Origin of the sequence: Actinopolyspora sp. BKK2 (assembly GCF_011291845.1) — a bacterium.
Classification (GTDB): Bacteria; Actinomycetota; Actinomycetes; order Mycobacteriales; family Pseudonocardiaceae; genus Actinopolyspora; species Actinopolyspora saharensis.
On the sequence record NZ_JAANTE010000012.1, the window covers coordinates 14,605 to 38,180 of the forward strand.

Below are 23,576 nucleotides of genomic sequence, written 5' to 3' on the forward strand. Positions count from 1 at the left end.
GGGCACTACCGTCGGAGAGCGCTGCTCCACGCGGTGTGCTCACTCGGCCTGCTCAGCGCCATCGATGGCTCGTTCTCATCCGGTCGTGGGGCGGGGTTCGGTCGCGCGTTACCGCCGCGCCAGGCGCGGTGACCAGGCTGGCGGCGACCACAACCCGCTAGGAGAACACCGTGGACAGATCTTCCGGCTCTCATGACGTCACCCGCCGCAGTTTGTTCCGCGCCGCGGCGGGCACCTCCGCCGCGGTGGCGGCCTCGTCGGTCACCGCGACCGGTGCCGCGGCCGACTCGGCCGCCGCGCAGGGACGGGGGCGCGGCCACTCCGACGGTTCCGGCTTCACGCTGGCCGTGATGCCGGACACGCAGTACCTGATCGACGAGGGCGGTTCGGATCCCGAACCGGTGCGCGCGGGGCTGCGGTGGGTGGCACACCGGCATCAGAAGCAGCAGGTGGCCTTCCTGGCCCACCTCGGCGACGTGACCGAGCACGGCACCGAGCAGGAGATGCGCACCGCCGATGAGGTGTTCCGCGGCATCGGCCGCAAGTTGCCCTACAGCGTGCTGGGCGGCAACCACGACGTCTCCGGCGACGACCAGCGCGGTGACACGCCCTATCTGCGGACGTTCGGGCCGGACCGGTTCGCCGGGATGAGCACGTACGGAGGCTCCTCGCCGGACGGCTACAACAGTTACCACCTCTTCGAGGGAGGTGGGCGGCGCTGGCTGCTGCTCGCGCTGGACTGGCGCGTCTCCGACCGCGGGATGCGGTGGGCGCAGGGCGTGCTGGACGAGCACCCCGAGCTGCCCGCGATTCTGACCACCCACGACCTGGTGTGGGCCGACGACGACGGGATGGCGCACCTGTCCGAGCACGGGCGCGGGTTATGGGACGGGCTCATCCGCGGCAACGACCAGATCTTTCTGGCGATCGGTGGGCACTACTGGCCGTGCGGCCGCACCACGCTGACCAACGACGCGGGCAACGCCGTGCACCTGCACCTGGCCAACTACCAGGACCGCTACTACGGCGGCGCCGGGATGATCCGGTCGTACTCGTTCGACCCGGCGCGCGGGATGATCGACGTGGAGACGTTCTCGCCGTGGTTGCGCGAGCAGCGGGCCGCCCGGCTCGCGCCGCTGGAGGCCGAGAACGCGGAGCTGACCACGACCGTGGACCGGTTCGGCGTCGAGATCGACTTCGCGGAGCGGTTCGCGGGGTTCGCCCCACCGGTCTCGTGGGAGCGCCCGGCCACGGAGGTGCTGGGCCGCGACACCGTGGCCTACTGGCGGTTCGACCGCTCGGGCTTCGTCGCCGGCGACGACGGTGCCCCGGTGGCGGCGGGCGCGGTCGCGCGGGACCTGAGCGGCAACGGCAACGACCTGACCGTGCAACGCCTGCACGACGGGCCGCCGGAGGTGCTGACCTTCTCGGCCGAGCACCACGACGCCGCGCCCGCGCACGCGAGCCTGCGGTTCGACGGCGGCCAGGACCCGAATCGGGGAGCGGTGCTGCGGACGGGGAAGGACGCGCCGATCAACAGCATGGGCTTCACCCGGGGTTACACCATCGAGACGTTCCTCAAGCTGCCCGATCCATTCCGGGGGTCGCACGCCTGGATGGGCGTTTTCGGCTGGGAGGGCCGCGCGGGGGACGCGGGCAAGAACGGCGGCTACTCGCCCGACGACGCGCCGTGCAGCCTCGCCCTGTCCAGTGAGCGGTTCCTCCAGTTCGTGGTGTACCCGCACAACGTCGACGACGATCCCACGTGCTGGAGCCACGCGCTGCCGCTCGGGCAGTGGGTGCACGTGGCCGTGGTCAACGACGGCGGGCACACCACCGTGTACGTGGACCGCTCGCAGGTGGTGCGCAACGCCACCGCCCGGTCGACGGGGATCACCACGCTCGGCGAGCCGTTCGCGCTCGGGGGCAAGCAGAGCGCGGGGCGTTACGGGCAGGGGTTCCACGGTTCGCTGGGCGACGCCCGGATCACCGCCCGCGCGCTGCGGCCCGCGGAGTTCCTCAGCGCGGTGGGCTCCGGCAGCGGGTGGGGGCGTTGATCGGACGAGGCCCCGAGGCACGGGCGGGTCACGAGGAGCGCGGCCGGCCCGGTGCCCACTGGGTCATTACCAGGGGCGCACGCCGCCGTAGAAGGTGTTCTCGCCGAGCTCGTGCGTCTTGCTCATGACCCTGTCGGGGTTGTCCCCAGTGTTGCCCTCTATCAGTGTGACCTTCTCGCCCTGGATCTTCTCGACCACACCGATGTGGTGGCTGGAGTCGGGGATCGCCGGGCTAGGGCGTGACTGATGGTTGAGTCCGGAGCCAGATGAGGATGCTGGCCAGTGTCAGGCTGGCGTGGAAGTAGCAGGCTTTCTTGTGGAACCGGGTAGCGATGCCGCGCCATTGCTTGAGGCGGTTGATGCCCCGTTCGACGACGTTGCGCTGTCGGTAGGCAACGGGATCGAACGTGGGCGGCCGTCCGCCTTGCGAGCCACGCCGGCGACGGTGCCCGGCCTGATCGGCTGGTTCCGGGATGGTGGCCGCAACACCCCGACGCCGCAGATGAGTCCGGATCGCCCGCGACGAGTACGCCTTATCGGCGAGCACCCGCACCGGCCGAGAACGAGGGCGTCCACGACCGCTACGAGGAACGGATAGCCCCTCCAGCAGCGGCAGACACTGCGGCGCATCACCGGCCTGCCCCGGAGTCACCAGCACGGTCAACGGCCGACCATGCCCGTCAACAGCGAGGTGGATCTTGGTACTCAGCCCACCGCGGGAGCGTCCGAGGGCTTGTGAACGCCCCCTTCTGTTCCGGCGGCGTGCTGGTGCGCCCGCACCACGGTCGAGTCGATGCTGACCGTCCCATCCAGCTCACCGGCGGCGTCGGCGGCACGCTGCAGCTCAGTCACGATCCGATCCCAGATCCCCTGCTCGGCCCACCGGTAGAACCGGTGCTGCACTCCTCTGCCACGGGCCGAACCGCTCCGGCAGGTCCCGCCACGGACAGCCGGTGCGATCTTTGAAGATCATGCCCTCGAGCACCTGCCTGTGCTCTCGCCACCGACCACCCCGCTGGCGCTTCACCTGCGGCAACAGCGGCTCCAACCGCGCCCACTCCCGACCTGACAACTCCCCGTACGACACACCCAACCAACGAAACCAAGATCCATCAGTCACGCTCTAGCCGTCCGCCCCGCTCCACGGTTGTCGAAGGCGAGCAGGCGATAGCGGTCCGAGAGCCCGCCGAGCTGGAACTGCCAGGACTCCACGGTGTCGTCCAGTCCGCCGATGAGCAGGGCGTTCGTTTTTTGGCCCGCCTGTTCGGTCCGGAGGTCGAGTTCCCCGGCGCGGGTATGCGTGCCCATTTCTAACCATCCTGTCCACTGTCGTGCCACTTCCGCATGTACGTGGCGGGCGTGAGCGGGGGCATCGGGGTCGAAGAAGCGCGCGTGGAAATCCGGTTCCGGGGAGCGCGCCCGGAGATAGGTGAGGACCAGTACCTTCGGCACCGCTGTTTCGGGGAGCTGCTCGAGAGGGCCGAGGACATCCTCCTCCCGCCGTCTCTGCCCTCCCCGTACGGTGGGTGGCTCCCAGCCCTGCTGACGTCTCGGTGAGCGCGTACCGTTCCGTGAAGGTCAGCGGGCACGCCGTGAGCCGCGGCTGCCTCGTTCGCGGGGTGCGTCGACCGTATTCCTCGCACCACGCCCTCCCCGCCGTGATCTCACGCCGAGGTGCCACCCCGCCCCATTGCTCGGGGGCTCGGCCACCCCGCAGCGTGCTCGGCGCTCGTGTGCTTAGCTGCCTCGTAGTGGCGCGGGGCACCGGTCCAGTGGAAACCTCGGTTCGGAAGATCTTTCCGGAAGGAGTACCGTGCAGACGTTCCTTCCCTGGCCGGATTTCGCGGCGGTCGCGCGAGTCCTCGATCCACAGCGGCTGGGCAAGCAGCGAGTGGAAGCGTTGCAGGTGCTGCGTGCCCTGACCGTCGTCCATTACGGTTGGCGCCATCACCCCGCCGCGAGCATGTGGGCCGGGTACGAGGAGGCACTGACCCGCTATGGTCTCGAGATCTGCCGGGTCTGGTGTGCCACCGGGCGAGCCGACACGTGTGCCGCGTCGCTGCGAGCGGATCTGTCCAGCAGTCTCGGATTGGAGAGCGTGCGCACGCAGGACGCGCTGGCCGAGGCTGGGGAGCTGCCGCCGTGGCTCGGTGATCCGGTGTTTCACCGCGCCCACCAATCGGCGCTGGTGCGTAAAGCCCCCGAGTACTACGAGGAGTGGTTTCCCGACGTGCCTCCCGATCTCCCCGCCGTTTGGCCGGTGTCCGACAGGCCGCGCCGCACGCCGTGAGCTCCCGTTCCGAAGGAACGCGAGTTCTTTTCTCATACTGCGGCGAGAACCCTGCGGGAGCTGGCTTGCCCTCGCGGCTGTCTTGTTGCTCGACCGTATGGCGTGGGGTGCCGCCGAATGGCCGTTTTCGGGGGCTTCGCCGGGCTCGTACCTACGGCGGTTTTCCCGGTGGGCTCATGCGGGGTTGGTGCTTCTTCCCTCGATCTGGCGTTTGATGTTGGCTAAGTGTTCTGCATCTGGAGGTTGGTGACGCGGTGTGGGGTGGTTGAGGCTGGGGGCTGGTTTCCGATCGCGGTGTGTGCGCGGTGGTAGTTGTAGTGGATGTTCCAGCGGTGTAGATACTGGTTGCGTTCGGTTTCACTGTTCCAGGCGCGGGCGTAGGCGAATTCGGCGGTGAGGATGCGCTGGTAGCGCTCCACCTTGCCGTTGGTTTGCGGCCGGTGTGGCCGGGTGCGGCGATGCTCAGCGTTGACGGGAACGGCTTGAGTGAAGGCCCGTGAGCGGTAGCACGGCCCGTTGTCGGTGATCACACGTTGGATGGTGTGGATGCCGTGCGCGGCGAGGAAGGCGCGTGCGCGGGCGAGGAACGCGGCGGCGGTGCGGCCCTGTTCGTCGGGCAGGACTTCGGTGTAGGCCAACCGGGTATAGCCGTCCACGGCGGTGTGCAGGTAGCGGTAGCCGACCTTCTGCCGCCGGGCATGTCGATCCTGCTTGCTACCTCGGCCATGAATGCGCCAGCCCCCGCCCTCGGGGATCGCCCCGATCTTCTTGACGTCCACGTGCAGCATGTGGCCGGGCTCGCGCGGGTGGATACGGCGCACGCGCCGCTGGGTGTTGCCGGTGACATCCAGATCTCGCAGCCGGGAGATGCCGAGGCGAACGAGCCACCGGTGCACCGTGGCCAGCGCGACCTCGCGGCCCTCGCCGGCCAGCTCACGCACGATCAACCGAGGACTCAGTTTGTGCTCGCGCCGGAGGTGCTCGATCCGGGCCACCGTGCTGGCCGGGGTCTGGTTCGGGCTGGCATGTGGTCTCGAACGCCGGTCGATCAGGCCGGACTCGCCCTCGCGGCAATACCGGCCCACCCACTTGCTCAACGTCTGCCGGGCGATGCCGGCCTCGGCAGCCACGTGTCCGATCGGTCGCTTCCGCTCGGTCACGCGCAGGACCAGGCGACGGCGTCCCTCCGGCGTCAACGGCGCGTTACGGTGCATCGTGCGGGTCTTCCTCCGCTGACGGGTGCATGAGTTCGCGCTACACACCCTGCGGGGAAGACCCGCCCATCGTCAGCATCCGGCCACTGTCACCAACCTCACCGAACACAACAGCTAAGGTCTGCTCCAAACCCGCGCGGACTCCTGGACCATCGGCCCGTTCGGTGTGCAGCGAGACCGTCACAGTGGATTGTCCGTCTCCGGCCTCGGCGACCTCGAGTTCGCCGTGGTACTGATTATCGCCCTCGGTGCCCCAGCGCATCGAGCGGGACGAAGTGTCGATTTCGAGCCAGGCCTCGCCCTCGCGGCGTTGCCCCTCGACCTGGGCCACCGTGTGCACGGTGTGTTGCCCGGTGGACTCGACGGAGACCATTCCCTCGAAGTAGTCGGGCAGCCGGTTCACGTCGGCGAGGTATTCGAACAAGGACGCTGCGTCGGTGCGCACGGTGGCGCTGTGTTGGTAGTCACCCATGACCGATTGTTATACCGGAGCGAAGGCTTCTCCGCCCGGTTCGTACCCGATTGAACACGCAGCATCATAACGAGGGGGGTGTGAGTCACGCGCTGGTGTGCGCCCGCCGCGCGACGCTGTGCCTCGTCGGTCACGGAGGTGCGGTCGTGGGCTGAGTGGTCCTTCGCAGGGAGATCTCGGCGTAGCTCCGGGACGGTCCCGGAGTGTTCCGGCTGTTTCACTGCGAACGCCTCGCGTGGTCGAAATTCACCCCCACCGGGGGCGGGCGGGATGACCGTCGTGCTCGTGCGAGCTCCTATAATCCTGGTCGTACCCGTGTCGCCGTTCGAAGCGAGGCGCGGGAAACGTGATTTCGGGAAAGGGGATCAGTGAGTACACAGGCGGAAACGTTCGAATTCCAGGCGGAATCTCGCAAATTGTTGCAGTTGATGGTCCACGCCATCTACTCGAACAAGGACACGTTCCTGCGCGAGCTCGTTTCCAACGCCTCGGATGCGCTCGACAAGGTGCGGCTGGAGTCCTTCCGTGACAAGGACCTGGACGTGGACACCTCCGATCCGCACATCCTGCTCGAGGCCGACCGGGAGAACCGCACGCTGACGGTGCGCGACAACGGCATCGGGATGTCGCGCGACGAGGTCCAGGACCTGATCGGCACGATCGCGAAGTCGGGCACGGCCGAGCTGTTGCAGCAGCTCAAGGAGACCAACGACGGTGCGGCCGCCCAGGAGCTGATCGGGCAGTTCGGGCTCGGCTTCTACTCCAGCTTCATGGTCGCCGACAGGGTGACGCTGCTGACCAGGCGGGCGGGCGAGACCACCGGCACCCGGTGGGACTCGACCGGTGAGGGCACCTACACCCTCGAGACGGTCGAGGAGGCCCCGCAGGGCACGGCGGTGACGCTGCACCTGAAGGCCGAGGACCAGGAAGACAGCCTGCTCGACTACACCGACAGCACGACGATCACCAACATCGTCAAGCGCTACTCCGACTTCATCTCGTGGCCCATCCGCATGGAGGTCGACAGCACCGACTCCGAGGGCGAGACCACGCGGCAGGTCGAGACGATCAACTCGATGAAGGCGCTCTGGGCGCGCCCCAAGGAGGAGGTCGCCGAGGAGGAGTACCGCGAGTTCTACAAGCACATCAGCCACGACTGGAACGATCCGCTCGAGACGATCCACCTGCGGGCCGAGGGCACGATCGAGTACCAGGCGCTGCTGTTCATCCCCTCGGTCGCTCCCTTCGACCTCTTCACGCGGGACCACAAGCGCGGTGTCCAGCTCTACGTCAAGCGCGTGTTCATCATGGACGACTGCGAGGAGCTCCTGCCGGAGTACCTGCGCTTCGTCAAGGGTGTGGTGGACGCCCAGGACCTCTCGTTGAACGTCTCGCGGGAGATCCTGCAGCAGGACCGCCAGATCCAGATGATGCGCAAGCGCCTGGTCAAGAAGGTCCTGTCCACGGTCAAGGACATGATGAGCTCGGACCCGGACAGCTACGCGAAGTTCTGGGAGCAGTTCGGTCAGGCCGTCAAGGAGGGGCTGCTCAACGACGTCGACAACCGCGAGCAGATCCTGGAGATCGCCTCCTTCGAGTCCACGCACGATGCGGACGACAAGACGACGCTGCGTGAGTACATCGAGCGGATGCAGGAGGGCCAGGACAGCATCTACTACATCACCGGTAGTTCGCGGTCCAAGGTCGAGAACTCCCCGCACATCGAGGCCTTCCGGGACAAGGGCTTGGAGGTGCTGCTGCTGACCGACCCGGTCGACGAGATGTGGGTGGAGTCGGTGCCGGAGTTCGACGGCAAGCCGTTCCAGTCGATCGCCAAGGGTCAGGTCGATCTCGACGAGAAGGACGAGGACGGCAAGGACTCCGAGAAGGCGCAGCAGGAGCAGGAGTTCGCCGACGTGCTGTCCTGGATGACGACCAAGCTCGCCGACGACGTGAAGGAGGTGCGCCTGTCCTCGCGTCTGAGCTCGTCACCGGCCTGCGTGGTCAGCGACAGCCAGGACATGGGGCCGACCCTGGAGAAGATGTATCGCGCCATGGGCCACGAGCTGCCGCCGGTGAAGCGCATCCTCGAGGTCAATCCCAACCACTCCCTCGTCAGCGGGATGCGCGACTCCTACGAGAAGAACGGCCAGAGCCAGGAGCTGGAGGAGACGGCCGAGCTCGTCCACGGCATGGCGCTGCTGGCCGAGGGCGGTGAGCTTCGCGAGCCCGCGCAGTTCACCAGTCTGCTGGCCAACAGGCTCGCCCGGACGCTGTGATCCCCTCGCCTCGTCGGGGCCGGCAAGCGGTCGCTTTCCGGCCCCGGCAGGGGCGTGTGGCGGGGCCTGGCGGGTCGAGCGGAGTTGCTCACGGGGGAGTTGCCGCTCCTGGCGGCCAGGATTCACGCGGGCTGCTCTCCCACCGGTTTTTCCGCGAGCAGGCGGGGCCACCGGTCAGCACAATACTGGATGAGCGGATTGGACCGTGTATCCCTTGGCGCTGCGGACGATCGTGTAGTACGGCCACTTGTCATCAGCCGAATGGCATTTTGCGGAAATTTGCCATGTTCCGTTTCGGGGGCCGTTTATCTGTCTTCTCTTCGCGAGGGAGTCAGGAAGGTTGTTGATGTCGCGCCACAGCGATACGGTCACCCATTCGAGTCGGTTGCCGCATCCCTTCCTGCCTCCTGTCGCGTAGATGTAGCGGCCGTCCGTGGTCGGTTCCGATGCTGTCAGGTGACACCGGGGAGTCGCCCGCTGCTGTTGGTCACTGGCCAGCGACGGTGTCGCCGCGGTCAATCCGCTCGTGGCGATGATGCCGGCCAGCAGCACGGGAAAGTACTTTTTCGTGTTCAACGTCGATCACCTTCGTGATTCGGGGTGTGCAGCAGCACGAAGCGGACGCGCTGAATTCTCCGAGGCCTCCGTGGTTCTGCTGCGTACTTTCTGAGTGATCGGTATGCTCCGGTGCGATCCCTCGTGCCAGAGTGAATGCTTCCCCGTCATCCGGACGAGGGTGGTGGACGCACTCGTCCGCAGGAATGCTCGGTGTCGTGAATTCCGCCGTCGTGGATCGTTTCCGGAACACGCGATCGTGCGGTGATGTCGATGAGCATCTCGTCGTGTTCTCCGGTCGGGGCGGGGCGCGTGCTCGACTGCGGGGTCGGTCCGGTGCCACCTGCGGATTCGGCGGGCACGTGCTCGGCTGCCGCGGGAGCATGGACCGGTGAGCACGCAGGAGCACCCGCTGGAAGCGATCTACAAGGCACGGGCCGAGCTCGAGGAGGCGGTGCAAGCCCAGCAGCACACTCGTCTGGATCAGATGGACTGGACCGCCTACGGCTCGGCCCTGGTCGGCACGCTCGGTGCCATGGCCGGGGTGGCGGGCGAGCTGATGGGCCAGATCGACGAGATCGACCGCGACCGTCTCTACCGGCAAGCCCTGCACGATCACCCTCACGAGGCGCTCGACAGGGCCGTCGAGCATCTCAGCAATCTGCGGTACGTGCTGGATCAGGCCTTTGCGCAGGCCCAGGGCTACTGGGCGGAAGTGGAGCACATTCGGGAGACGACCACGCACCGGTCCGACGAGGCCGGCGGGTTCTGAGGGGCGCGCCGCGGTGGCCACGACGACTCGGGAACCGTCCAGCGGAGAGTCTCCGCGTCGAACGACCCCGACCGCACCGCGCACCCCGCCACGCCGCCACCAACGAATCCCCGGCCGTGGTCACCAGGGGCGCACGCCGCCGTAGAAGGTGGCTTCGCTGAGTCGGTGGGTCTTGCTCATGACCCTGTCGGGGTTGTCGCCGGTGTTGCCCTCGATGAGGGTGACCTTCTCGCCCCGGATCTTTTCGACCACGCCGATGTGCGGGCTGGAGTCGGGGGTCGCCGGGCCGGTGCCGAACAGCAGCACGTCGCCGGGCCGGGTCGTGTCCAGGTGCGCGCGGCCGTAGGCCGTGCCCCTGGTCTGTCCGGTGGTGTAGACGTCGCCGGTGAAGGCGTACTCCTCGCTCTCGACGTTCACGCCGGCTCGTTCCCAGATCGACATGGCGAACAGCGCGCACCAGGGGACGCACTGCTCGGAGTACTTGTGGCAGTTCTTCGCGGTTTCCGCGGTGCCGAGCTCGGCCCGCGCGGCCGTGACGATCTCCTCCTGCACGGTTCCGGGCGTGGCCGTGATCACCGGTGCGGCCTGCTGCCTCGCCGGCTCCTCGGGCGGGGACGGTGCGAGCACGGCCACCGCGGTCGCGGCCGCTGCGGCCAGGCTCGTCACCGCGCTCAGCGCGGCCACGCCCCTGCGGGGCCGGCGTGTGCCCGGTTCGCGGGTCCGATCACCACGGTGCTCCACAGGCTGTCTCCTTCCGCCTGGTGCTGCCGGGTTCACCCTGGTGATACCCGTCCCTCCGCGGTGGCAAGCACCTCGGCCCGGCCCGCGCGGTCAGCGGTCGCCGACCACGTTGCGCTGCGCGTGCCGCTGCGTGATCTCGGCCGGGTCGGTCTCGGTCGGGTCGGCCGCGGCCGTGGAGGTGCCGGGGCTGCTCCGGTGGTCGGGGGTCAGGCGGAACATGCGCAGCTGTCTGCCGGACCTGTGGGTGTAGGTCCGGTAGGGCGGCCAGGTCTCGAGCGCGCTCGGCCACAGCGCGGCGCGCTCGCCGCCGGTGACCGGGTGCGCGTGGACCGGCACGGTGGTTCCCCCGACGGTGATCCACGCCCGCGGGTTCCGGAGCAGATTCGTTGTCCACTGCGGATGTTCCGGGCGTCCGCCGTTGGAGCCCAGCACCAGGTAGCAGTCCCCGAGCCGCGTGTGCACGAGGGGGGCGCTGCGCCACCGTCCGGTGCGGGCGCCGCGGGTCCACAGCAGGAGCAGCGGCACGCCCAGCGACCCGCTGAGGCTGTGCCGTCCGCCGGTGCTGCGCAGCGCGCGGCGTTCCACGGCGGTGAGTTTCCGGGCCAGTTCGCACACCCACGCTCGGTGGCTCAACCGGCTGGCGAGTCGTCGCGGCCAAGGTGTCGGGGGTGTGCGTTGCCGGGCTGACACGATCGTGATGATCTGTGGGGAGCAGCTGTTCCTTCAATCCCTCAATCGGGGGTGCCCAGCGCATTGTTGCCCGATTGAGCGACTTGAAGACGGCCGGTTGGCACATAGATTTCCCGCGTGTCCGAAAGCGCAGCGGAAGCATCGTTCAGCAGGCCGAAGTACGAACCGATCGCCGTGGTCGGCATCGGTTGTCGATTCGCGGGAGGCGTGGATTCGCCCGAGGCGTACTGGGAGGTTTTGCGCCGGGGCCGGGACATGGTCACCGAGGTTCCGCCGGACCGGTGGAGCGTGGAGGAGGCCTATGACCCGGAGCCGGGTGTTCCGGGGAAAACGGTGTCGAAGTGGGGTGGTTTCGTCCACGACGTGGGCGGGTTCGACCCGGAGTTCTTCGGCCTGTCCGAGCGCGAGGCGGAGGCGATGGATCCGCAGCACCGCCTGCTGCTGGAGACCGCGTGGGAATCGCTGGAGCACGCCGGTATCCGGCCGCGCGATCTCGGTTATTCGCCGACCGGATTGTTCCTGGGCATTTCCGGCCAGGACTACATGATGCGCACTCCCCGCGGGGAGTTGTTCACCAATCCCTACGCGATGACCGGCAACGCGCGCAGCATGGCGGCCGGGCGCATCTCCTACCTGCTCGGGCTGCGCGGGCCCAGCGTGGTGCTGGACTCGGCGTGCTCGTCCGGTCTGGTCGCCACTCATCTCGCGGCGCGGAGCCTGCAGGTCGGTGACGCGGACCTGGCGCTGTCCGGCGGGGTCAATCTGATCTTCGGGCCCGAGACGACGGTGGCCTTCTCCAGTTGGGGGATGCTCTCCCCGGCCGGGCGCTGCCGGGCGTTCGACGTCGACGCGAGCGGGTTCGTCCGGGCCGAGGCCTGCGGGGTGCTCGCGCTGAAGCGGCTCGCCGACGCCGAGCGGGACGGTGACCGGGTGCTGGCCGTGCTGCGCGGGTCCGGTGTGAACCAGGACGGCCGTTCGAACGGCATCACGGCCCCGTCGGGGGAGGCCCAGCGCGAGCTGCAGCAGCAGGTGATCGCCCGTTCCGGGGTCGACCCGCGCCGGGTCGGTCTGGTCGAGGCGCACGGCACCGGCACCCCGGTCGGTGATCCCATCGAGTTCGCCGCGCTGGCCGACAGCTACGGGCACGGGGACGCGGGTCCGTGCGCGCTGGGCTCGGCGAAGACGAACATCGGCCACGCGGAGACGGCCTCCGGCATGGCGGGGGCGGTCAAGGCGGTCCTGGCGTTGCGGCACGGTGAGATCCCGGCCAATCTGCACTTCACCGGGTGGAACCCGGAGATCGATCCCGCGGGCACGCGGTTGTTCGTCCCGACGCGGACCGAGCCGTGGCCGGTCGGGGACGGGCCCCGGCTCGCGGCGGTGTCCTCGTACGGTTTTTCCGGGACCAACGCGCACGTGCTGCTCGAGCAGGCCCCCGCGGCCGAGCCGGAGTCCGCCTGCTCCGGGCGTGCGCCGCTGTTGGTGCCGTTCTCGGCGAGTTCGCCGCGCGCGCTGGCCGACACGGCCGGCCGAGTGGCCTCGTGGATGGAGCGGGCCGAGCACGTCTCGGTGGCCGATCTGGCCCACACCACCGGGGTGCGGCGCGGGCACTGCTCGGCGCGCGCGACGGTGGCCGCCTCCGACGGGGCGGAGCTGGTCGAGCGGCTGCGCGCCGTCGAGCGGGGTGATCCGGCTCCGGGGGTTGCCGTGGGCACCGCGGCCGCCGGGCGCGAGGGCGACCCGGTGTGGGTCTTCGCCGGGCAGGGTGCCCAGTGGCCGGGCATGGGGCGGCGGCTGCTCGAGCAGGAGCCCGCCTTCGCCAAGACCGTCGAGGAGCTGGAGCCGGTGGTGCTCGCCGAGTCGGGGTTCTCGCTGCGCGACAAGCTCTGCGCCGAGGAGGTGGTCACCGGCATCGACCAGGTGCAGCCCGCCCTGTTCGCCGTGCAGGTCGGTCTCGCGGCCGTGTGGCGCTCGCACGGCGTGCGGCCGGGTGCGGTGATCGGCCACTCGATGGGCGAGGTCGCCGCGGCGGTGGTCAGCGGGGCGCTGTCGCTGACCGACGGGGCGACGGTGGTCTGCAGGCGCTCGCGGTTGATGCTGGAGCTGTCCGGGGCGGGGGCGATGGCCTCGGTCGACCTGCCCGCCGAGGAGGTCGAGCGCGAGCTCGCCGCGGCCGGGGCGCGCGGTGTGGTCGTGGCCGTGGTCGCCGCACCGGAGTCCACTGTGGTCGCCGGTGAGGCGGAGGAGGTGGCCCGGCTGGTCCGGCGGTGGGACGAGGCCGATCGGATGGTGCGCGAGGTGGCCGTGGACGTGGCCTCGCACTCGCCGCAGGTCGCTCCGATCCTGGACACTCTGCTGTCCACGTTGTGCACGCTGACTCCGGGCAGTCCCGAGGTGGCCTTCTACAGCACGGTGCTGCCGGGCGAGGACAGCTCGCGGTTGTCCTTCGACGCGGCCTACTGGGCGGACAACCTGCGCCGTCCCGTGCGCTTCGCCGATGCGGTCTCCGCCGCGCTCGACGACGGGCACCGCGTGTTCGCCGAGCTCGGCCCTCATCCGCTGCTGACGCGCGCGATCGGCGACACCGCCGCCGCGCGGCAGGTGGACGTGGCCGTGTCCGTGGCGCTGCGCCGCGACGAGGACGATCCGGCCGCGGTGCTCTCGGCGATCGGTGCGGTGCACTGCGCGGGCGGTCGCCTCGACTGGTCGGCGCGGCACCCGGAGGGGCGGCTGCTCGACGTGCCGCTGCCGACCTGGAACCACCGCTGGTTGATGAACTCCGGGCCGGAGCGGTCCGCTCCCGCGGTGGGGCACCCGCTGCTGGGCGCGCACGTGGAGACCCCGCGCGGTGACGGTGAGCACGTCTGGCAGACCGACATCGGCACCGACACCCACCCGTGGCTGGCCGAGCACCGGGTGCGGGGCACGCCGATGATGCCGGCCGCGGGCTACGGCGAGATGGCGCTGTCCGCGGCCGAGGAGGTGTTCGGCGCCGACTCCGCGGTCGAGGTGTGCGGACTGTCCTTCGACAACGCCTGCGTGCTGGACGACTCGGTGACCCTGTCGACCACGGTGGAGCGCACCACCGAGCACCGCGGCCAGGTGAGCGTGCTGGGCCGCGGTGTCGACGGCGGCGCCGTGGTCCACGCCCACGGCCACGCCCGGGCCCTCGACGAGCAGGCGGCGCCGCAGCGGCTGGATCTCGCCGCCCTGCTGGCCGAGTACACCGAGTGGCAGGACCCCGAGGCCTACTACGCGAACCTGCGCGGGTTGGGCATCCAGCACGGGCCGGGGTTCGCGGCGCTGACCGCGATTCACCGCGAGGGCCGGGGCCGGAGCGGCCTCGTCAGTGAGGTGCGGCTGCCGGCCCAGCGCCGCGCGGAGGCGGACTCCTACCGGGTGCACCCGGTGCTGCTGGACGCGTGTCTGCAGACCATCGCCGCGCACCCGGCGTTGATGGACCAGAGCGGCCTGTTCCTGCCGCTGGGCATCGGGACGCTGCGGGTGTTCGGCGATGCGCGCGAGGCCCGCTACTGCGTGGCCGCGGTGCACGAGTCCGGCGACCGCTCCGGACTCGGCCAGGCCCAGCTGGTGGACGAGCGGGGCACGGTGCTGGTGGAGGTGAGCGAGGTGCGGTTCGGCACCTCGGCCGAGGACGCGCCGGACCGGGTGTTCGAGCGGCGCCTGCTCGCCGTCGAGTGGGACGAGGCGCCCGCACCGCAGGCGACGCGCGCGGCGGCCGGGCGGTGGCTGCTGGTCACCGAGCCCGCGGGGCAGTCCCGCGCCGATCGCCTCGCCGACGAACTCCGCTCGCGAGGCGGCACCGCGACCGTGCTGGCTGTCGACGAGCCCGACGAGCTGGGCTCGGCGGTGCTCTCCTGTTCGGACGGTGTCGACGGTGTGGCCTTCGTGACCTCGCCGGAGCACGATCGGCGCGACCCGGCGGCGACCTCGCGGCAGCGGGTGGGCCGGCTCACGGCGCTGGCCCAGGCACTCGTCGACGGGCAGCACGGCCGATCGTCGGCGTTGACCGTCGTGCTGCACGACGCGCAGGAGGTGCTCGGCGGTGACGGCACGAACCTCGCGCAGGCGCCGCTGCGCGGTCTGGCCAAGGTGATCGGGCACGAACACCCCGAACTCGGGGTGTCCGTAGTCGACGGCGTGGACACCGATCCCGCCCGGCTCGTCGGCGAGCTGCTGGACGCCCCCGTCGAGGAGGACGAAGTCGCGTGGCGCGGTGACGTGCGCTATCTCGCGCGTCTGCGGAACAGTCCGCTGTCGGTGGACGAACGTCTCCGAGAGACCGTCCACTTCGGCCGGGACGGTGCGGGTGTGCAGACCGCGCGCCGGGGAGATCTGGACACGCTCGAACTCGCCGCCCGCGAACGGGTGCGTCCCGGGCCCGGCGAAGTGGAGATCGAGATCCACGCAGCGAGCCTGAACTACGTGGACGCGCTCAACGCGATGGGCCTGTACAACACCGTGGACGACGATCCGCCGCCGCTCGGAGCGGACTGCGCGGGAGTGGTCTCCCGCGTCGGAGCGGGAGTCACCGAGTACCGTCCGGGCGACCGCGTCGCCGCGATGATGTGGGGCGGGCTCGCCTCGCACCTGACGGTGCCCACTGGAAACGTGCTCGCCGTGCCCGAGCACGTCTCGGTCGAGGAAGCCGCCACCATGCCTGCGGTCTACCTGACCGCGTGGTACGGGCTGAACCACCTGGCCCGCCTGGAGGTGGGCGAGCGGGTGCTGATCCACGCCGCCACCGGCGGCGTGGGCTTGGCCGCGATCCACATCGCACGCGCGAGAGGAGCGGAGGTCTTCGCCACAGCGGGTACCCCGGACAAGCGCGCCTATCTCGCCGAACTCGGCGTCGAACACGTGATGGACTCGCGTTCGCTGGACTTCGCCGAGCAGGTGCTGGCCGCCACCGGCGGTGCGGGGGTGGACGTGGTGCTCAACTCGGTCACCGGCGCCGCCCAGCGGGCCGGTATCTCGCTGCTGCGGGCCGGGGGCCGCTTCCTGGAGATCGGCAAGCGGGACATCTACGCCGAGCACCGGATCAGCCTCGCGCCGTTCCGGCACAACCTCACCTTCGCCAGCATCGATCTCAACCTCGTGGTCGACCGGCTCACCGCGCTGACCGCGAGCATGCTCGGCGAGATCGAGCGCGGTGCGGCAGACGGCAGCCTCGTCCCGCTGCCGTTGACCACCTACTCGGTGGACGAGCTCTCCGCGGCCTTCCGCACGCTCGGTGCGGGCAGGCACATCGGCAAGATCGTGCTGCGCATCCCCACCGAGGGAAGTCGGCAGGTCCCGGTGGAGCCGGACGACGTGCCGGTGGTGCGGGCGGGCGGCGCCTACGTCGTCACCGGCGGACTCGGCGGGCTCGGCCTGCTGGTGGCCCGTTGGCTGAGCGAGGCCGGCGCGGCACGGGTGGTGCTCAACGGGCGTCGGGAGCCGGGTCAGGCGGCTGCCGGTGTGCTCGACGAGCTGCGCGCGGCGGGCACCGATGTGCGGGTCGTGCTGGGCGATCTGACCGAGCCGGACACCGCCCGCGGGCTGCTCGGCGAGGCAGGAGCGGACGGTGTGCCGGTGCGCGGCGTCGTCCACGGGGCGGCGGTCGTCGAGGACGGCGTGGTGTCCCGCCTCGACGCCGCGGGCACGGACCGGGTGTGGTGCCCCAAGGCGCTCGGGGCGTGGCACTTGCACGACGCGCTCGGCGCGGGCGGGCACGAGGGCGAGCTCGACTGGCTGCTGCTGTTCTCCTCGGCCGCCGCACTCATCGGGAATCCCGGGCAAGGTGCTTACGCGGCGGCCAACGGGTTCCTGGACGGGTTGGCCACGTACCGGCGCTGCCGGGGGCTCGCCGCCACCAGCGTGTCCTGGGGCGCCTGGGCCGAGCACGGCCGGGGCGCGGACATGGCCGATCGCGGGTTCGCGATGATCGAACCGGCGGAAGGCATCGAGGCCTGCGAGCGGATCCTCCGGTACGCGCGCGCCCGGACCGGATACCTGCCGCTGGCCGACGGCAGCTGGCTGGACGCGGTCGGCGACCGAGCACGCGGCTCCGCGTTCTTCGCGCCGCAAATGACGCGGTCCGGTGGTGACGGGGACGAGTCCGGTACCGACCACGAGCTGCTGGCCCGTATCGCCGAGGCGGACGAGGCCAGTGCTGTCAACCTGCTCACCGAGTTCGTCGTCGCTCAGGCGGCGGCGATCCTGCGGTTGGACCCGGCCGGTGTCGACCCGGGCCGGTCCCTGCTCGACTACGGGTTGGACTCGCTGATGGGGCTGGAGCTGCGGACCCGGCTCGACAAGGCGCTCCGGGTCCGGGTGCCGACGAAGAAGCTGTGGGCCCGCCCGGAGCCGTCCTCGCTCGCCGCGTACCTCGCCGGGCTCCTCGACGGCACCACCGGCCCCGCGGACGCGTGAGCGCGCGGAGCCGGACGCCTTCGATCACCGCACCAGGAAGGGGAATCCGCAGCATGTCGCGAACGACGCACTCGACGGTATGGGACGTCGCGGTCGTGGGCGCAGGCCCGGCCGGAGCGACGGCGGCACGCATCGCGGCCGAGAGCGGTTGCAGCGTGCTGCTGCTCGAGCGGGAGGCGATCCCGCGGTACAAGACCTGCGGCGGGGGGCTGGTGGGGGCATCGCTGGCGGCCCTGCCGGAGGGCGCGGACGTGCGGATCTGCGACGAGCTCAGCCGCGTGACCCTGTCCATGCACGGCAGGCGGGAGCGCACGATGCCCTCCCGCCCGCCGCTGGCGAAGATGGTGTTTCGCAGCGAGTTCGACGCGGCGCTGGTCGAGCGAGCCGCGCAGGCCGGTGTCGCGGTGCGCGACAAGTGCCTCGTGAAAGGCGTCGAGAGCGGTGCGGACCGGGTGTCGCTGCGGCTCGGCAACGGCGAGGTGATGCACGCGCGCACCGTGGTGGGCGCGGACGGCAGCGCGAGTCGCGTCGCGCGGTTCGTGGGGGTGCGGTGCCGCCAGGTGGACCTGGCCCTGGAGATCGAGGTGCCGGTCGACAGCCCCACGTCGCGCCGTTGGGCGGGGCGCGCGCTGCTGGAGTGGGGGCCTTTCCCCGGCGCGTTCGGGTGGGTGTTCCCGAAGGGCGACATCAGCACCGTGGGGGTGGTGGGCAGCCGCGGCCGTCCGGACGAGACGCGCAGGTACATGCGTGATTTCGTCGAGCGCCAGGGGTTTTCCGGGATCGAGCCGCTCCACGACACCGGGCATCTGACCCGCTGCCGGTACGCCGACTCGCCGTTCGCCCACAACCGCGCGATCGTGGCGGGCGATGCGGCGGGGTTGGCCGATCCTTGGCTGCGCGAGGGCATTTCCTTCGCGATGCGCTCCGGGGAGCTGGCGGGGCGGTCCGCGGTCGCGATCGCGGGCTCGGCCACGCGGTCCGACACAGAGGCCGCCGAACGCGACTACGCGCGTTCCGTCGAACGTGAACTGGCAGCCGAGATGTATGCCAGCGAGAAGTTGGCCAAGATCTACTTCGCGCGGCCCGCAGTGGTCCACGCGGCGCTGGTTGGGGTTCCCCTCGTGTGGCGGCGCGTGGACGACTACCTCACCGGGCGCAAGACCATTCCGGAGATCGTCAACTATCCCGGTGTCCGTCCCCTGCTGTCCGCCCTCGCCGCGCTCAGCTGAGACCGCGTTTCGCGGCGACGGCGCGGAAGCAGTGAACTCCTCTGGCGGCTGCGGCCCCACGCGGAACCGCTGACCGGGTTCGTTCCGCGTGGCCCGGAGGCAGCGGCGCGTGGCGTGGAAGCCCTGTCCGTCGAGTTCGGTATCGCGCGGGCAGCGGCCCAGGCAATGGTGCTCGAGGTGCGCCGAGGGCGATTTCTGCGGCTGCACTCCAGGAGCAACCGCACTCACCTCGAAGTGCTGATCTCCGGTGAGCCCGCGAAATACCTCGCCCACCGGCAAGCTGCCGTGGTCGCCTGAGCCCCGTTCGACCATCGGGTCACGCCAACACGGGGATCCGCGATTCGCAGGCACACCCAGCGGCGGTGCCTCCGTCGGGGCACCGCCGCTGGGTGGTCGTCGGGCTCGTGCTCCCGCCGGACCAACCGTCCGTATTGGCCGGTAAAACCGGTGTTCCCACATGCCCGTGGACCCGCGTCGAACCCTCGTGTTCCCGTGGGTGAACTCGAAAGGCCAGGGGTGGTTCTCGTGGTGGGGCGACGCGGTTACGGAGGTGGTGGTCGGCCTCAGCGGCGCCGCAGGGTTCTGCTGGTTGGGGGATCGCGCGCAACTTTGCGCCATACGAAGTCGGCGACGAATGCCACCACCGCGGTGCCACAGAGCAGCTCAACCGAGAGGACGAGCGCCAGCGGCCCGACCCATTTCGGGCCGACCTGGTCGACGACGGTCGCGGAGTACACGGGGCCGAACACTGCTGGTATCACCAGCATCGTGATGGCCGGGTGTAGCCACCGGACAGCGGCTACCACGATCAGGGCCAAGAAGGTCAGAAAACCAGCAATCCGCCATGACGCGCCGTAGTCCTCACCAGCCAGTCCGGACCAGACCAGCCAGCACCCCGCGGTGGCGACTCCTAGCGCGACGGTCATGCTGGTGTGCCACGCCGCGCGTCGTCCGTAGTTTCGATCGCGCATGTCCCGAGCATGTCAGTCAGCGCCGTTGACTTTGGTCGTGGCGGATCGACACTTTCCTGTGCGTGTGTCCCCGTGAGGCACGGGCGTCGCGAAGGTCGGGGGCAAGCTCTGGGAAACAGCCCGAGCTCTTGCCCGAGCAGCAAGCCGAGTTGCGGCGGATGCGCGCCACCGGCGAGTACACGATCACCGATCCCACCGAGCTGTTCTCCGTATCCTCGACCAACGCCCCGAAGTTCCGGCGAACTCGGTGCCCGGCAGTGGGACTCCTGGGGAGGGGACGAGCGCGCTCGATGTGCTGTCGTCCGGGGAAATCGGGGCATCGTGGCCTGTAACCGGCTCGAGGGCGGGCCGGGGCGATTCGGTTTCCAGGGCCGTGCGCGGGGCGGCCATCGGCGAGTCCTGCGGCGTCTTCCATCGTATCCGCGCCTGACCAGCGTTTGTCTTGCAACGACGCCGGGTGGTGCCACGTGGTGTCCAAAGTGAGTCACTTAGGCCTGCGATGATGCCATGGATTTGACTCCGCATGTGGCAACCTTGGACGAGAGTTCGCCACGCTGGCCGAAGCCGGCGGTGACGAGGAGGCGCGGGCGTTGGCGGAGCGTCTGACCGGGTCACTCGAGTCGGCGATCCGGATGACGTTGTTGAGTGTGCTTTCGGATGCCGCCGACGTGATCACCCGGGAGCTGTCCCCAGGGTCGGTGGGGCTGCGCCTGCGCGGGCGGGAGCCGAGCTTCGTCGTGACCTCGTCGTTCGCTGAGCCACCACAGGGCGCGGCCGAAGGCGGCACGGAGGCCGCGCCGGACAGCGGTCCGCCGATCGCCGAGGACGGCCCGGCCACGCGGGTCAACGTACGCCTTCCGGAGCAGCTCAAGGCCGTGGTCGAGGAGGCTGCCGCGAAGGAGGGGTGCTCGGTCAATGCCTGGTTGATGCAAGCGGCATTGTCCGCCCTGCAGTGTGCCGATCAGGAGCGGCGCGCTGAGCAGAGCAGCTCAGGAAAACGGTCCCAGCAGCGCTTCACCGGCCGGGTTCGCTGACGACGCCTTCTTCCTCACGGATCCCTGTGACCTGCGGGGTGTCTTACCTGCTCGTGCTGAGGGGACACCTGTGTCTCATCCCCCTTGGGTGTTTCATCTCCCCCTGGCTCGGGTGGTCTCTGTCGTTGCGACGGAAGCCGCTCGAGCAGGGGGAATCGCAGCCTTACGGGTCCACGCGGTACCGGAAGCGGCTCTTCCGTCCCACCCCGAGCCCACCGGCGTCGTCCTGACGCTGAGTGGCAGCGGCGGGAATGAGAGAGTGATTCGCTGATGACCATCGCTACCCCGAGTGCTCGAACCATTCCGTTGTGTGCATCAGCGACAATGCCGCGTCGGCCTCTCGGCTACTGGTCGCGGTAGCCGTCGACGACGCTGAGACTTCTCGAGCCGCCGAGCATCTTCCTGCTGCTTTCGCCCGTGTGCTTGTCCAGCATGTCGGGTGTCGAGTTCGGAAGGGGGCCTTCGGCGGGCGTGCCGAGGAGGTCAGCCACCTGTCGCCACGGTCTTCGCCGAGGACCGTGGCGGCGATCGAGGCAGCACCGCGACCGCCACGAGAGGAGCTTTCGATGAGTAGCACGGTTCCCGTCCCGCACGGCCTGCCCGTGGAACGCGATGCGGGCCCCTTCGTCCCGCCCAGCCGGCTCACCCGACTGCGCGAGGAGCGTCCGGTCAGCCCCATGGTCTTTCCCGATGGTCACGAGGGCTGGATCGTCACCGGCTACGAGGCGGTCCGCCAGGTCATGGCCGACACCCGGTTCAGCTCCCGGCAGGACCTCGACATCACCCACGTTCCCTACGAGACGTCCGATCCGACCCCGCCGAGTGAGCCGTCCCCGCAGGTGCCGGGCATGTTCGTCACCATGGACCCGCCGGACCACACCCGGTTGCGGCGCAGGCTCACCGGTGCGTTCACCGCCAAACGGATGAAGCAGCTCGAGGAGCGCATCATCGACATCACCGAGCGGCAACTGGACGAGCTGGCGCGGCTGACCCCGCCGGTCGACCTGCTCGAGGAGTTCGCGCTGCCGGTGCCGTCGCTGGTGATCTGCGAACTGCTCGGTGTCCCCTATGCGGACCGGGAGAACTTCCAGGGCAATTCCGCCAAGTTCTTGGCCAAGGACATCTCGCTCGACGAGAAGTTCGCCGCCTACGGCGCGATGACCACGTACCTCTCCGAGCTGATCACGAGCAAACGCGCCGCTCCCGATGAAGACGTGCTGTCCGATTTGGCCCAGCACGACGACCTCACCGTCGAGGAGTTGACCGGCGCGGCCGTCTTGCTGCTGCTCGCCGGGCACGAGACCACCGCCAACATGCTGGCGATGGGCACCTTCGCGCTTCTGGAGCATCCCGCGCAGCTTGCCGAGCTGCGCGCCGATCCGAAGCTGATGCCCGGTGCCGTCGAGGAGCTCATGCGGTACCTGTCCGTTGTCGACTCCGTCCACCGCTACGCCACCGAGGACGTCGACGTCGGGGGTGAGGCGATCGGCAAGGGCTCGACCGTCGTGGTCTCGTTGCTGGCCGCCCACCACGATCCCCGGCGTTTCGACGCCCCGGACGCCCTGGACATTCACCGGGAGGCCCGTGGTCACCTGACCCTGGGCCACGGCATCCACCAGTGTCTCGGACGACAACTGGCCCGTATCGAGCTGCGCGCCGGTTTCGACGGGCTGTTGCGTCGTTTCCCGAACCTGGGGCTCGCCGTCCCCGCCGACGAGGTGAAGCTCAAGACCGACATGAACATCTACGGCGTCCACGAGCTGCCGGTCACCTGGGCGGAACCGTCCCGCTGACCCCGTCGGCTGGGTGTGTCGCTCTAAGCAGCGACGAGGTTTGGGGGAGTGCTCGCCCGGTCGAGCTCGAGATCCCCCACGTCCGGGAGGGCTCGTTCGAATCAAGAACCGTGCGCAGGTGGCAAAGTCGACTGCACGGGGGTGATGAGATGGTGCTGTCGCTCTGGCCGCCAAGGGAATGACCACAGGCAGGACCCCGGCACACCTGGCCACGTCTATCCGGTGATGGTCATCGACACCCTCGTGGTCAGGATCCGTGCCAGGCAGTTCACCAACCGATCCGTAGGCACCGTCAACGGGGAACGCGACATCCTCGGGACTGGGGCGGGCCAGGACGGTGAGGGCGCGAAGTTTTGGCTGCACGCGCCCACTCAGAGTTCACAAACCGTGGTGCGGAGGATGGGGGCTTGGACCGGCGACGCACCCGGTCCGCCCAACCACTACCAGCGTGATCAGTCCGGTTCGCTGCTGCATCCCGATGTCGAGAAGTTGGTCCGATGCACCACACCGGGCAATCGCCCCCCGGAGATCGACGCCACGGGGAAAGTACCGGATCCGGATGGGGGATACTTCCACGTCGTTACCGGCGGTGCCACACGGCTGCTTTGCCGCGAAGGATTCAACACCGGTGAAATCGGCCAGGCCGACACTGGATTCCCCCGACGTGCGCTGACCTAGTTCACCGTCCGCGGTGTCACCGCGCGTGAGATCCTCATCGGCAACGACCCCGGATACCGCTCGTTCCTGTTCAGCCAGACCACCACCGGGTGCAGATCCCCTTACCGACGCACCGCCCCCACCGGACCGGCATCAACGGTAAGGCCGAGCGATTCATGCGCACCCTGCTGACCGAGTGGGCCTACCGTGCGGTCTTCAGCGAATCGCCAGATCGCGACGCAAAACACTACCGGTCTACCTGAACTACTACAATCATCACGGACCTAACCATCCGCTACAAACTTTATTACCACCGCTACCTAGGATTTGTCGGAATCGTCGCCACGGCGCTTGGTTTCCTCGTCTGTGTGATGACGTGAGTTCCTC

Annotated in this window: 18 protein-coding genes and 3 pseudogenes; 11 read left to right on the forward strand and 10 right to left on the reverse strand. The window is 69.4% G+C overall.

Annotated elements, in window-relative coordinates; translation table 11 throughout:
- The first annotated feature begins 170 nt into the window (after nt 1-170).
- A complete protein-coding gene (locus G9Q41_RS22785) occupies nt 171-2,057 on the forward strand; it encodes a LamG-like jellyroll fold domain-containing protein (RefSeq protein ID WP_165633779.1) in 1,887 nt (628 codons plus the stop codon).
- A gap of 66 nt (nt 2,058-2,123) precedes the next feature.
- On the opposite strand, the gene G9Q41_RS22465 is transcribed toward G9Q41_RS22785, so the two are convergent.
- From G9Q41_RS22465 to G9Q41_RS19895, 3 genes and pseudogenes are all read right to left on the reverse strand, one after another.
- Entirely contained in the window at nt 2,124-2,255 is a 132-nt protein-coding gene (locus tag G9Q41_RS22465) for a hypothetical protein (protein WP_278250938.1), read from the reverse strand.
- Between the two features lie 34 nt (nt 2,256-2,289).
- Nucleotides 2,290-3,144: pseudogene (locus G9Q41_RS19890) on the reverse strand (IS5 family transposase).
- Between the two features lie 29 nt (nt 3,145-3,173).
- Nucleotides 3,174-3,365 carry a hypothetical protein gene (locus tag G9Q41_RS19895; protein ID WP_175454966.1) on the reverse strand — a complete coding sequence of 64 codons (192 nt, stop codon included), beginning with the start codon at nt 3,363-3,365 and terminating at the stop codon, nt 3,174-3,176.
- 505 nt (nt 3,366-3,870) lie between these two features.
- On the opposite strand from G9Q41_RS19895, the gene G9Q41_RS19900 reads away from it, so the two are divergent.
- Complete coding sequence (locus G9Q41_RS19900; RefSeq protein ID WP_165633780.1) at nt 3,871-4,347, forward strand: MSMEG_6728 family protein; 477 nt, start codon at nt 3,871-3,873, stop codon at nt 4,345-4,347.
- Nucleotides 4,348-4,568: 221 nt separating this feature from the next.
- Here the strand turns inward: G9Q41_RS19900 and G9Q41_RS19905 are convergent, their stop codons facing one another.
- On the reverse strand, nt 4,569-5,561 hold the full coding sequence (locus tag G9Q41_RS19905; protein WP_017972455.1) for an IS481 family transposase: 993 nt from the start codon (nt 5,559-5,561) through the stop codon (nt 4,569-4,571).
- 40 nt (nt 5,562-5,601) lie between these two features.
- Entirely contained in the window at nt 5,602-6,033 is a 432-nt protein-coding gene (locus G9Q41_RS19910) for an SRPBCC family protein (RefSeq protein WP_165633781.1), read from the reverse strand.
- Between the two features lie 368 nt (nt 6,034-6,401).
- Here G9Q41_RS19910 and htpG point away from each other — a divergent pair, with 368 nt between their 5' ends.
- Entirely contained in the window at nt 6,402-8,312 is a 1,911-nt protein-coding gene (gene htpG / locus G9Q41_RS19915; protein ID WP_092520855.1) for a molecular chaperone HtpG, read from the forward strand.
- A 174-nt stretch (nt 8,313-8,486) separates the two neighbouring features.
- Here the strand turns inward: htpG and G9Q41_RS19920 are convergent, their stop codons facing one another.
- Complete coding sequence (locus G9Q41_RS19920) at nt 8,487-8,888, reverse strand: hypothetical protein (RefSeq protein WP_165633782.1); 402 nt, start codon at nt 8,886-8,888, stop codon at nt 8,487-8,489.
- Between the two features lie 370 nt (nt 8,889-9,258).
- Here G9Q41_RS19920 and G9Q41_RS19925 point away from each other — a divergent pair, with 370 nt between their 5' ends.
- The gene (locus tag G9Q41_RS19925) at nt 9,259-9,639 is read left to right on the forward strand and encodes a hypothetical protein (protein ID WP_092520856.1); all 381 of its coding nucleotides are present in this window, start codon (nt 9,259-9,261) and stop codon (nt 9,637-9,639) included.
- Between the two features lie 120 nt (nt 9,640-9,759).
- Here the strand turns inward: G9Q41_RS19925 and G9Q41_RS19930 are convergent, their stop codons facing one another.
- Entirely contained in the window at nt 9,760-10,380 is a 621-nt protein-coding gene (locus tag G9Q41_RS19930) for a CHAP domain-containing protein (protein WP_165633783.1), read from the reverse strand.
- Nucleotides 10,381-10,470: 90 nt separating this feature from the next.
- Complete coding sequence (locus G9Q41_RS19935; protein ID WP_165633784.1) at nt 10,471-10,965, reverse strand: nitroreductase/quinone reductase family protein; 495 nt, start codon at nt 10,963-10,965, stop codon at nt 10,471-10,473.
- 222 nt (nt 10,966-11,187) lie between these two features.
- On the opposite strand from G9Q41_RS19935, the gene G9Q41_RS19940 reads away from it, so the two are divergent.
- From G9Q41_RS19940 to G9Q41_RS19950, 3 genes are all read left to right on the forward strand, one after another.
- Nucleotides 11,188-17,505 carry a type I polyketide synthase gene (locus G9Q41_RS19940; protein ID WP_207631575.1) on the forward strand — a complete coding sequence of 2,106 codons (6,318 nt, stop codon included), beginning with the start codon at nt 11,188-11,190 and terminating at the stop codon, nt 17,503-17,505.
- A 53-nt stretch (nt 17,506-17,558) separates the two neighbouring features.
- Nucleotides 17,559-18,734 carry a geranylgeranyl reductase family protein gene (locus G9Q41_RS19945; RefSeq protein ID WP_165633785.1) on the forward strand — a complete coding sequence of 392 codons (1,176 nt, stop codon included), beginning with the start codon at nt 17,559-17,561 and terminating at the stop codon, nt 18,732-18,734.
- Between the two features lie 114 nt (nt 18,735-18,848).
- Nucleotides 18,849-19,031, forward strand: a complete 183-nt coding sequence (locus G9Q41_RS19950) for a hypothetical protein (RefSeq protein WP_165633786.1) — start codon at nt 18,849-18,851, stop codon at nt 19,029-19,031.
- 266 nt (nt 19,032-19,297) lie between these two features.
- Here the strand turns inward: G9Q41_RS19950 and G9Q41_RS19955 are convergent, their stop codons facing one another.
- Entirely contained in the window at nt 19,298-19,705 is a 408-nt protein-coding gene (locus G9Q41_RS19955) for a hypothetical protein (RefSeq protein ID WP_165633787.1), read from the reverse strand.
- Nucleotides 19,706-19,815: 110 nt separating this feature from the next.
- Between G9Q41_RS19955 and G9Q41_RS22790 the strand changes: the two are divergent.
- Nucleotides 19,816-20,037, forward strand: a pseudogene (locus tag G9Q41_RS22790) (hypothetical protein); the annotation flags it as partial.
- Between the two features lie 175 nt (nt 20,038-20,212).
- Nucleotides 20,213-20,739: pseudogene (locus tag G9Q41_RS19960) on the forward strand (toxin-antitoxin system HicB family antitoxin).
- A 344-nt stretch (nt 20,740-21,083) separates the two neighbouring features.
- Here G9Q41_RS19960 and G9Q41_RS19965 read toward each other — a convergent pair.
- Nucleotides 21,084-21,230 carry a hypothetical protein gene (locus G9Q41_RS19965; protein ID WP_165633788.1) on the reverse strand — a complete coding sequence of 49 codons (147 nt, stop codon included), beginning with the start codon at nt 21,228-21,230 and terminating at the stop codon, nt 21,084-21,086.
- Between the two features lie 75 nt (nt 21,231-21,305).
- Here G9Q41_RS19965 and G9Q41_RS19970 point away from each other — a divergent pair, with 75 nt between their 5' ends.
- Both G9Q41_RS19970 and G9Q41_RS19975 read left to right on the forward strand, forming a co-directional pair.
- The gene (locus G9Q41_RS19970; RefSeq protein WP_165633789.1) at nt 21,306-22,532 is read left to right on the forward strand and encodes a cytochrome P450; all 1,227 of its coding nucleotides are present in this window, start codon (nt 21,306-21,308) and stop codon (nt 22,530-22,532) included.
- 225 nt (nt 22,533-22,757) lie between these two features.
- The gene (locus G9Q41_RS19975) at nt 22,758-23,210 is read left to right on the forward strand and encodes a hypothetical protein (protein ID WP_165633790.1); all 453 of its coding nucleotides are present in this window, start codon (nt 22,758-22,760) and stop codon (nt 23,208-23,210) included.
- The last annotated feature ends 366 nt before the right edge of the window (nt 23,211-23,576 follow it).